General features: G+C 60.3%; 9 protein-coding genes. 5 read left to right on the top strand and 4 right to left on the bottom strand.

The annotated features are described in order from the left end of the window. Positions 1–616 precede the first annotated feature (616 nt). Positions 617–880, bottom strand: coding sequence for a helix-turn-helix domain-containing protein (locus tag C2I19_RS21625; protein WP_046155361.1), 264 nt, complete (start codon positions 878–880; stop codon positions 617–619). Between the two features lie 270 nt (positions 881–1,150). Between C2I19_RS21625 and C2I19_RS21620 the strand changes: the two genes are divergently transcribed. From C2I19_RS21620 to C2I19_RS22695, 4 genes are all read left to right on the top strand, one after another. Next, complete coding sequence (locus tag C2I19_RS21620) at positions 1,151–1,567, top strand: DUF1484 domain-containing protein (RefSeq protein ID WP_103904616.1); 417 nt, start codon at positions 1,151–1,153, stop codon at positions 1,565–1,567. A 149-nt stretch (positions 1,568–1,716) separates the two neighbouring features. Then, complete coding sequence (locus tag C2I19_RS21615) at positions 1,717–2,031, top strand: transcriptional regulator (protein WP_103904615.1); 315 nt, start codon at positions 1,717–1,719, stop codon at positions 2,029–2,031. Positions 2,032–2,035: 4 nt separating this feature from the next. After that, positions 2,036–2,308, top strand: a complete 273-nt coding sequence (locus tag C2I19_RS21610) for a helix-turn-helix domain-containing protein (protein WP_199181330.1) — start codon at positions 2,036–2,038, stop codon at positions 2,306–2,308. 256 nt (positions 2,309–2,564) lie between these two features. Beyond that, positions 2,565–2,750 (top strand): DUF1484 family protein, encoded by a 186-nt coding sequence (locus C2I19_RS22695; protein WP_233201326.1) that lies wholly within the window; start codon positions 2,565–2,567, stop codon positions 2,748–2,750. A 148-nt stretch (positions 2,751–2,898) separates the two neighbouring features. On the opposite strand, the gene C2I19_RS21600 is transcribed toward C2I19_RS22695, so the two are convergent. Then, the gene (locus C2I19_RS21600) at positions 2,899–3,636 is read right to left on the bottom strand and encodes an SDR family oxidoreductase (RefSeq protein ID WP_103904613.1); all 738 of its coding nucleotides are present in this window, start codon (positions 3,634–3,636) and stop codon (positions 2,899–2,901) included. Between the two features lie 104 nt (positions 3,637–3,740). Between C2I19_RS21600 and C2I19_RS21595 the strand changes: the two genes are divergently transcribed. Continuing rightward, positions 3,741–4,685, top strand: a complete 945-nt coding sequence (locus tag C2I19_RS21595) for an AraC family transcriptional regulator (RefSeq protein ID WP_103904617.1) — start codon at positions 3,741–3,743, stop codon at positions 4,683–4,685. A gap of 115 nt (positions 4,686–4,800) precedes the next feature. On the opposite strand, the gene C2I19_RS21590 is transcribed toward C2I19_RS21595, so the two are convergent. After that, complete coding sequence (locus tag C2I19_RS21590; protein WP_146056933.1) at positions 4,801–8,367, bottom strand: PAS domain S-box protein; 3,567 nt, start codon at positions 8,365–8,367, stop codon at positions 4,801–4,803. A 397-nt stretch (positions 8,368–8,764) separates the two neighbouring features. Next, entirely contained in the window at positions 8,765–9,646 is an 882-nt protein-coding gene (gene bla / locus C2I19_RS21585) for a carbapenem-hydrolyzing class A beta-lactamase (RefSeq protein WP_103904611.1), read from the bottom strand. Positions 9,647–9,815: the final 169 nt, after the last annotated feature.

Below are 9,815 nucleotides of genomic sequence, written 5' to 3'. Positions count from 1 at the left end.
CGGATTTATTGGCATTCTGCCCGCTGAAACCGCCCATTTTTGTTCATATGGAAATGGGTTGGGGCAATATCGACGTGTTTTTCAACGGCCTGCTAGCCGCGCGCTACCGTCGCGCGGCGTCGAACAAACCGGCGTCTTAAAACCTTGAAAATGGCTTCGGAGTCGGCTTGCGCTGATGGGATAGGAGCAAGTCGGTTCGGCTCTGAAACCGATTAAACAAGCTCCATTACATGCCCCAACACAGCCAAACACTCGCAAAAACTGGCACGTTAGCGACGCGCCCCAATCCCTTCAAGCCTGCCGCCGGGTGGCAGGCCCGAGGTTTTAAGCGGCTGCATGTTTGAGTTCCGCGACGGTAGCGCGCATCGCTGAGCGAATCTCTACGTGCGAGGCTTCGCCTCGCCCAATGAGAGATTCGCACGCAGAGAGTTCAGCCGCGCCTCGGGCCTGACGGGAACCGGCGGGAAGCCGCAGGCCAGGCTTGCAGGGTGGCCGGGATACCGAGTGAGGTCATAAATCAGGCAAATACCCCCTCCCTGCCGCCGGGCAGCCCCGGCAATCCAAACCTTCATCCGCGCAGCGGATTCCAACAAGCGCATCACAGGCAAACCGCCCGCTACTTGCTCGCCTTGTCCAGCAAGCCGCCAAACATCTCCGGGTCAACCAAGTCTCTCAGCGCCACGCCCAAGGCGTCAGCCAGTGCGCCCATGTTGTCGATGGAGACATTGCGCTCGCCGCGCTCGATCTCCGAAACATAGGTTCTGCTCATCCCCGCCTGCAAGGCCAACGCCTCCTGCGACACATCGTGCAGGCGTCTGGCGATCCGCAGGTTGCGAGCGAAAACCGCTCGCGCGGTTAAGGGTTTTGTTGTGTTTTCCATACCCCGATAGCATCAGCGCTTGCTAGCGCTCAAGCCACGCGGTATGATTTGCAAAATGTTAACTATAAGTGACTTTTTGATTGTTATTGATATCTTCATGACACTCATTATGTGCTATGCGCTGCTTTGACAGCCACACATGGAGGTGCTTATGCAGAAAATTCCCATACCGTAATTCACAACAACCAAGCCTGATCGTTCCGTCAAGATCGTATCCAGCGCTGCGTCAGCCAATCGGTGACAGCGCCCAATCAAAATGAGGGTTTTGCCATGCCTAGCATCACCCGCAGTTCGTCTCACCTTGCTGTTTCCCTGAAGAACCACCACCCCGCCCGCAGCCGCTGGCTGCTGCACAATCAAGTCCCCACCCATCCGCCCAGCCTGCTGGCCATGACCCGGCTGCATGAAGCCTTTGCCGCCTTGCAAGAGCAATTGTCCGGCAAGGACCAAGCCAAGGTCAGAGAGCCGGCCGCGCGCGTGGCGCATTTGTGCCACGACATCGAGCAGGCGGTGGTGGAGTCCATCTGCCACCTCGCCCACGGCCAGCTGGGTTTGCAATCGGTGATCGATCTGCTCGCTTGCCTGGGCGACGACGTGCGCCTGCCATCCAGCCGCATCAAGGAATTGTTGGAGCCGCTGGACAAACGCATGGGCGAGTCGCTGTCGCTGCTCACCCGCGTGTTGTAAGCCCTGCCCCATAAACGCCAACAGCCAGCCCGCTTCAGCGGACTGGCTGTTTTGCCAAACCCTTGCCACCTTAGCCACTTTTGATGGCAGGCTGGCGCCTTCTCACTCATGAGCATTGCCGATATACGGCAATGCCGTATAATAATGGTATGTACACCGTCATTGAGACTGCAGTCTTCAAGCGTTGTGCTGATGAAATCTGGTCCACCGCTGAACGTTTGGCCTTTATTGAATGGCTTGCAAACAACGCCCTTGCGGGAACCGTTGTCCCCGGAGCGGGTGGCTTGCGCAAGGTGCATTGGTCCCGCTCAGGTATAGGCAAGCGCGGTGGTGTCCGGGTGATTTACTACAATTTGCTTGAAGATGGGCAAATTTACTTGCTGATTGCCTATACCAAGGCCAAGTTCGATAACTTGCCTGCGGCATTCCTCAAGCAGCTACGTGAAGAGGTGGAACGTGGATAAGGAAATGGAACAATTCCAGGCTGACTTGCTGCAGTCGGTCAAGGAAATGAAAGCCGGCAAAGCCGCCCGCGTCACTAAAGTGGAGATTTCGCCAATAGCCGCCACTCGCGCCAAGGTGGGCCTGTCACAGACCGCTTTTGCTGGCCTCTTGGGTGTCAGCACTCGCACCCTGCAAGACTGGGAGCAAAATAGGCGGCAGCCTACCGGCGCGGCAAAAACGCTGCTAAAAGTCGCTGAACAACATCCAGAAATTCTGCGAAATCTGAAAACTGCATAAGTCCCCAGAACTTACAGTCGCTCAACTGTCTACTTGTGCGCAGGACGACGGCTTCCACCATACTACCGCCTCAAGGAATTGCTGGAGCCGCTGGACAAACGCATGGGCGAGTCGCTGATGCTGCTCACCCGCGTGCTGTAGGCCCTGGCCCTGCGCCATAAAAGCCAACAGCCTGCCCGCTTCCCGGCGACAGGCTGTTTTGGATTCGGCGGATTTTGTAGGGTGGAATCCCGGCCACGCCGGGAGTTCCACCGCAATGCGATTCACTGCGATATGGCGGTGCAATGCCCGGCTGAAAGATCGCGGCATCCCATCGTTTCAGCCGGGTATTGCACCCTACGCTTGCGACGTCCGCCTGCCGTCCAGCCGCATCACCGAGATGCTTGCGCCGCTGGACAAGCGTATGAACGAGTCGCTGACGCTGCTCACCCGCGTCCTCTAAACCACGCGCCATAAACACCAACAGCCTGCCCGCTTCCCTGCGGCAGGCTGTTTTGGATTTCGCGGAATGCCAAAACGGTGCAAAGCCCTGCGGAAGATCGCAGCATCCAATCGCTTCGAGCCGGGTATTGCACCCTACGTCTCTGCATCTATCCCTGCGCCGTGGGACGGATAATGATTTCTCCCACATCCACGTCGGCCGGCTGTTCGATGGCAAACGCAATCGCCCGGGCCACCGCTTCCGGCGGCATGGCGAATGCCTCCATGCTGGCGGTGATTTGCGCTTTGACTGCCTGGTTGGTCATGGACTCGGCGAAGTGGGTCCGCGTGAAGCCGGGTGAAATCACCGTCACCCGCAGCTTGTCGCCAGCCTCCTGCCGCAAGCCCTCGGAGATCGCTCGCACGGCAGCTTTGCTTGCGGCATACACTGCCATATTTGGCACGATGCGGTGGGCGGCGGTGGACGCGGTGTTGATGAAGTGGCCGAAGCCTTGCGAGCGGAAGACCGGCAGCGCCGCGGCGATTCCGTACAACACGCCTTTGATGTTGACGTCCACCATGTCTTCCCAATCGTCGATGTGCAACTCATCCAGCGGGGAGATCGGACCGACGCCGGCGTTGTTGATCAATACGTCCAGCTTGCCGTAGCGCGCGCATGCCAGTTGGACCAGCCGGGACACGTCCTCCCGCCGCCTGACGTCCGCGCTTGCCCATGCGCAGTGTCCGCCCGCTTGCTCGATGCCCTCGGCCAGCTGGCGGAGCCGATGTTCGCCGCGCGCCCCCAGCACAACTTTCGCTCCCCGCTCCGCCAATAGCAGCGCGGTTGCCGCGCCGATTCCGCTGCTCGCGCCGGTGATGATCACTACCTTGTCTTTGATGGCCAACATGATGCTCTCCCTACCTCGTACCCAAGAGGGTGCATGTTCGCCTGCCCATCTCGTTCAATCTATAATTGATTCAGCAAAATTATTTATTGATCGTACAAATCCGCATGGACCCGCTCTCCGATGTCTTCCACCTGCTAAAAGTCGAAAGCGTGCTGTCGGCGCGGTTCGAGGCGCATGGCGCTTGGTCGCTGCGTTTTTCCGCTTATCAGCACATGAAGTTCGGCGGCGTGCTGGCTGGCGCGTTCTGGCTGTGGTTCGAGGACGGCGCTCCGCCGCTCAGACTGAACCAGGGCGATTTCTACCTGCTGACCCAAGGGCAGGCCTATTGCACCGGCAGCGATCCCTCGCTCGCGCCGGTCGATGGCCGCGTGGTGCTCGCGGCGAATCGTTGCGAGGATGGGATTGTGCGCTATGGCCAGGGGGAAGAGAGCGTCAGCGCGGCGGGCGGCCGTTTCATCTTCGACACCAATGTCGGCTCGCTGCTGCTGAAGTCTCTGCCGCCGCTGATCCATATCCCGGCGGCGTCGGAAAGCGCGCCGGCGCTGCGCGCCACGCTGGAACTGCTGCGGTTTGAAACGGAAACGCCGCGCCCCGCAGCATCGGTTGCCGCGGCCAGCCTGGCCAATCTGGTGCTGGTGCAAGTGCTGCGCGCCTATCTGGCGTCCGGCGAGCATGCGCCGGGCTGGCTGGGCGCGCTGGCCGAGCCCAAGCTAGGCAAGGCTCTGTGCCTGATGCATGCGGACGTTGCCCGTCACTGGAAAGTGGAGGAGCTTGCCGCGGCGGTGGCGATGTCGCGCACCGCATTTTCCGAACGTTTCCGCACACGGGTGGGTATGACGCCCATCGACTACCTGGCCCATTGGCGCATCGCCAAGGCCTGCGCCGCGCTTAGCGCGGGGAAAAGCATCGCCTCCGTAGCCGAAAGCATAGGTTATGGGTCGGAAGCGGCATTCCATACCGCGTTCAAGCGGATTGTCGGACAAAGTCCGGGCCGCTATCGACGACTGCGCCGCGAAGCATCCGTCCATAAAAAATTGGGGCCTGCTTGATTAGAAGCATAAAAAGCAGCGCAATGCCCAGCGGAATGGCATCAACATTTTCATGCTGCTTGCCAGGCGCCTCACGGAGCTTGCGGGGCCAAGAAGGAAACCGGCCTACCCAATCCTAACGCTCATGGCGTGTCAGCTCCTCCAGCCATTGCTCCACCATGTCCGCCAGTTGCAGGGCCAAAGCCTCGGCGTCTTGCGCGTCCTCGCTGGCGGCGTGCTCCAGCAGTCCCGCCATGCTGGAAAGCGGCGTCGCCTTCAAACTGGCTGCCACGCCGCGTATGGCGTGAGCGGCGGATCTCAATTGCTCCAGATCCTGCTTGCTGACGGCGGCGCGCAAGGAGGCGGGCTTATCCCGCTGCCCGACGCGGGCGCTTCGAATCAGCTTTTGCACCAGCTCCGGCTTTTCCCCATACTCCGCCAAGAAGGCTCGCCAATCCATCAGCTCCAGCTCGCCAGACAAGCCGGCCAAAACAGGGTTGGCGGCTTTTTCCTGGAGATGAGGCGCAGAGTCGGCCGGCGTCTTGCCATGCTGCCGTATGGCTGACACCAGCATGGGCTGCGTTGTCGGCTTGGTCACATGGGCGACCATGCCGGCAGCCAGGCAGCGAACCTGTTCCTCAATCAACGCGTGCGCGGTCAGCCCGATGACGGGCAGCGAGGGTTGAATCTGCAGAATGCGTCCGGTGGCCTCGTAGCCGCCCATGACGGGCATTTGCACATCCATCAGAACAGCATGGAAGGCTTGAGGCGATTCCATCACGCGCGCCACCGCGTCTTTGCCGTTTACGGCGAACGTCACGCTCGCGCCGGCCCGCTCGAGCAAGTCTTCAATGATCAGCCGGTTGACTTCCACATCCTCGGCGACCAAAAGCCGATACCCCGCCAGCGGGCTGGAGATTTCCTCATCGGAAGCGCTGTCCGGCGCGGCCGCCTCCGGCAAAGGGAGCGTCAGGGTGAACGCGCTGCCTAGCCCCAGCCGGCTGGAAACGATGATTTCTCCGCCCATCAGATGCGCCAATTGCCGGCAAATGGCCAAGCCCAGGCCAGTCCCGCCAAAATTGCGGGTGATGGACGAATCGGCCTGTTCGAATGGCGTGAACAGTCTGGACATCTGCTCCGCGCTGATGCCTATGCCGGTATCGGACACGCAAAACCGGGTGGTGTCGCCCTGCCGCTCCAGGCGCAGCGAGACCTCGCCCTCGGCGGTGAATTTCACGGCATTGGAATAGAGATTGGTGAGGATTTGCTGCAGCCGCCGCGGATCGCCGCGCATCCACTCTGGCTGCGTTTCAATCCCTTGCAATCGAAACAGAATGCCCTTTTCCTGGGCGCGCGAGGCAATGAAACTGTTGGCGTTGTCGATGGCGTCGGCCAGGCGGAAAGGCTCCGCTTCTATGGCGTATTTCCCGGCCTCTATCTTGGAAAAGTCCAGGATGTCGTTGATGACGCCAAGCAGATACTCTCCCGCCTTGAGTATGCGGCCAAAAATCTGCTGCATGCCGCTCTGCATATGGCTGTCTCGGTAGCCAATGCGGGCCATGCCCAGGATGGCGTTCATCGGCGTCCGTATCTCGTGGCTCATATTGGCCAGGAATGCGCCCTTCGCCGCGTTGGCGTTGTCGGCGGCCACCTTGGCGGAGGCCAGCGTCTGATCCGCCCGTTTGCGCTCCGTGATGTCTTCGGCCGATATGATGAGGCCGCCTATCGTGCCGTCCGGCCTGTCCCAGGGAAGACATGCCCAGCGCAGCCAATGCTGGCGGCCATCGGCCTGTCGCCATAAGTCTTCGTCATTCTTGATGGTCTCGCCCGCCAGCGCTCGGCGGTGCACGGCTTTCCACTCATCGGGAAGGTCCGGGTGCACGACATAATGGTTCAAGCCAGTCATGTCCTGGTAACCGCGTCCGAACTCGGCCAACCAGCGGTCGCTGGCTTCCAGGTAATTCATTTCCCTATCGAACATGGCCATGGCGATGGGCGCATGCTTGATCAGCACGCGAGTGTTCTGCGCGGCGCGGGCCACCTCTTCCGTTCTTTGCGCAACCAACTCTTCCAATTGATTGCGATGTCTCGCCAGTTCCTCATTGGCGCGGTGTTGTTCGGTATTGTCTTTTTTGGAGGCGACATAATGGCTGATGTGCCCGTCCTCCTGCCGAATGGGCGAAATGATGGTGTATTCCGGGTAGATTTCGCCGTTCTTGCGCCGGTTGATCAATTCTCCTTCCCAGGGCAAACCTTGCGACAAGGCCCCCCAAAGCTCGGCATAGGTGCTTCTTGGCGTCTGGCCTGAGCCCAGGAATCTGGGATTGCGGCCTATCGCCTCTTCGGCGCTATAGCCGGAAATGCGGACAAAAGCTTGATTGACGTACTCTATCCGGGCATTGGCATCCGTGATGATGATGCTGTCCGTGCTTTGCTCCACCGCTTGAGAGAGCTTGACCAGTTGCTCATGCGCGCGCCGACGCGCCGTGATGTCCTCTACGATGGACCAGATATAGGGTTGATCGTCGCTGCCGGTGATCAGCATGCCGTTGAGCTGCAAGGGGATCAGGCTGCCATCCTGCCGGATGTATTCTTTCTCATAGGGTCCATAGCATCCGCGTTGCCTAAGCGACTCCAGTTGCCTGGCCTCATCGGCCGCGTACTTATCGGGCGTCAGCGCCCAATAATCAAGCTGCTTCAAAGCCTCTTCCGAGTAGCCGCAAATCCGGCGAAACGCTTCGTTGAACTCGATATACCGGCCGCTCATGTCATTCAAGGCGATGCCCAACGGCGACAGCTCGTATAAACCGCGCAGCTTCTCCTCGTTTTGCCGCAATGCCGTCTCGGTATGCCACCGCTCCGCCTGCAGCGCTGAGATAAGCAAACCGGTCAGGACCATGGTCGCCATATAACACCACAGTAGAAACAGGCTGGCATGCATGTTCGCCGTATGGAAAATGCCATGTCCGGCGGCGGTGGCCCAAGCGGCGATCATGGAGAAGGCCAACGTCGTGATTGCCGTGCCCACATTGCCAAAGCGCACGGCGGCCCAGGCGAGCAGCGGCAGGGTCAAAAACGCCAAAGGGAAAACATGAATGGTTTCCGAATAATCCTGAAAGAAACCCAGCCAGACGATGGGCGCGGCAATCAAGAGCCAGTAAGCCAGGGTGCGCTTTTCACGCATCAGCGGCTCCAGGCTGCGGCGATTCACGGTGAGCAAGATGGGGGCGACAAGCAATACGCCGATGACATCGCCCATCCACCAGGTTAGCCAGGCGATGGGCAAGCCGCTGAGCGGCGCCATTCCCCACAGATAGAGGTTGAACACCCCGCCCGCAGCAGACAGCGTCATGCCGCAAACCGCCGCCGCGACAAACAGGCCGACATCGCGCTGCCGCTCCATCGCCAGGCAAAAACCCTTGCGCCGCAGCCATGCCACAGCAAGAAGCGGCCCCAGAGTATTGCCAGAGGCAATCGCCGCGGCCAAGCCTAACTGAGCATCGACGGAAACATTGACCAAAAACGCGCCCAGAAACACCCCCGGCCAATATCGCCAGCCCCAACGCAGCAAAGCCGCCACCGCAATGCCGGTGGGCAGCCAGATCAGGGTGATATGGGCGCCGATGGTGGGAATCCGCAAGCCCAGCCAGCCGGCGAAGAAATACAGCCAGCCCAGCAGCAGGATTTTAGCGATTGCGGGCAAGCGGGCGGTTTCAAGAGTGGATTGAGCGCGCAACGAGTCATCTCCTTGATGCCTGCTTGATGGCAGCGATAAGCGGCAGCGGTGCGTGGCTCTTCATCGCGCATGAGGTGTTGTTCTGATCAGTTTATGAACAGCGCGCGGCAAAGCACAAGCGAGGAATATTCCTTGAGCATGGCACCGCCTAGAGCTGTCGGCAAACCCGCGCCGCCTTCGGCGGAGCCGCCATCCACTTAACCCTTTCCCATCAAAACCAACAGCCCGCCGCTTTTCAGCGAACGGGCTGTTTTATCCGGCAGAGGGCGGCGTTATTCGGCTTTTCGGCCGAAGCGGCTCGCCCGTTTCGGCCCGCGCTTGGCTCCGCCCGCGTAGGCGAACGCGCGCCGCGCAGGGCGCCGTCTTAATGAAGGATCACGCCCAATCCCTCCAATGCCGCTTTGGCCGCGGCGGCAATCGCCGCGTCGCTGGATTTGAGCGCCTTATCCTGCGCCTTCGTGTACACCGCCAACACAACGGGCGCGCGCCCCGTCGGCCAGATCACCGCGTAATCATTCGCCGTGCCGTATGCGCCGCAAGTGCCGGTTTTATCGCCCACCGCCCACCCAGCCGGCACCGCCGCCCGGATGCGTTTGTCGCCGGTGGTATTGCCCTTTAGCCAGTCAATCAGTTGCTGCCGCTGCGGGGCCGCCAGCGCGGAGCCCAAGGTCAGCTTTCTCAAGCTTTCCGCCACGGCGCGCGGCGATGAGGTATCTCGCGCATCGCCGGGAATAGCCGTATTCAGCTCCGGCTCCCGACGGTCCAGGCGGAACGTCTGGTCTCCTATCGAGCGCATGAATGCGGTCAGTTGCGCCGGCCCGCCAAGCTCCTTGAGTAAAATATTGGCGGCGGCGTTATCGCTGTATTGCACGGTTGCCGCGGACAGCCCCGCCACGGTCATCCCCTTTGCCTGGTGCTTTTCCGTGATGGGGGACCAAGAGATCAGCGCTTCCTTGCCGTAAGAAACGCGCTTATCCAGCAGACCGGCTTGCTTCTGCTCCTGAGCCAGAACCGCTGCCGCCAGGAAACCCTTGAACGAGCTGCATAGGGGGAAACGCTCATCGGCGCGGTAGCTCAAAGTCGCGCCGGAGCCGGCGTCAATCGCGTAAACGCCGATGGAACCGCCAAAATCCTTTTCGAGCTTGGCGAATTTTCCCGCGCCAGCATCCGCTGGCTCTGCGGCCGCGAGGCTGGCCAAGGGCCACAGGAAACAAGACAGCAAAATCAAGCGACGGGGCAGCGGCATCGAAAGCACTCCTGGCATGGCAGATGGAAAACAAAGTTGGACCAGCCAAAGAGCCTCTTATATCCCGACACTAAGAGTCACCATGCCAGCACGCCGCATCCGCGCGGCCCCCTCCCTGCATGCCACGACCCGCCAACTGCTTCAGACATTTAGATTAATGGATACTGCG

This window comes from Chromobacterium alticapitis (genome assembly GCF_002924365.1).
GTDB classification, from domain to species: domain Bacteria; phylum Pseudomonadota; class Gammaproteobacteria; order Burkholderiales; family Chromobacteriaceae; genus Chromobacterium; species Chromobacterium alticapitis.
This window is presented reverse-complemented; position numbering and strand designations above follow the sequence as displayed.

Coding starts and splice junctions, on each gene's coding strand:
- C2I19_RS21625 (WP_046155361.1), bottom strand. CDS start 880: ATGGAAAACACAACAAAACCCTTAACCGCGCGAGCGGTTTTCGCTCGC.
- C2I19_RS21620 (WP_103904616.1), top strand. CDS start 1,151: ATGCCTAGCATCACCCGCAGTTCGTCTCACCTTGCTGTTTCCCTGAAG.
- C2I19_RS21615 (WP_103904615.1), top strand. CDS start 1,717: ATGTACACCGTCATTGAGACTGCAGTCTTCAAGCGTTGTGCTGATGAA.
- C2I19_RS21610 (WP_199181330.1), top strand. CDS start 2,036: ATGGAACAATTCCAGGCTGACTTGCTGCAGTCGGTCAAGGAAATGAAA.
- C2I19_RS22695 (WP_233201326.1), top strand. CDS start 2,565: ATGCGATTCACTGCGATATGGCGGTGCAATGCCCGGCTGAAAGATCGC.
- C2I19_RS21600 (WP_103904613.1), bottom strand. CDS start 3,636: ATGTTGGCCATCAAAGACAAGGTAGTGATCATCACCGGCGCGAGCAGC.
- C2I19_RS21595 (WP_103904617.1), top strand. CDS start 3,741: ATGGACCCGCTCTCCGATGTCTTCCACCTGCTAAAAGTCGAAAGCGTG.
- bla (WP_103904611.1), bottom strand. CDS start 9,646: ATGCCGCTGCCCCGTCGCTTGATTTTGCTGTCTTGTTTCCTGTGGCCC.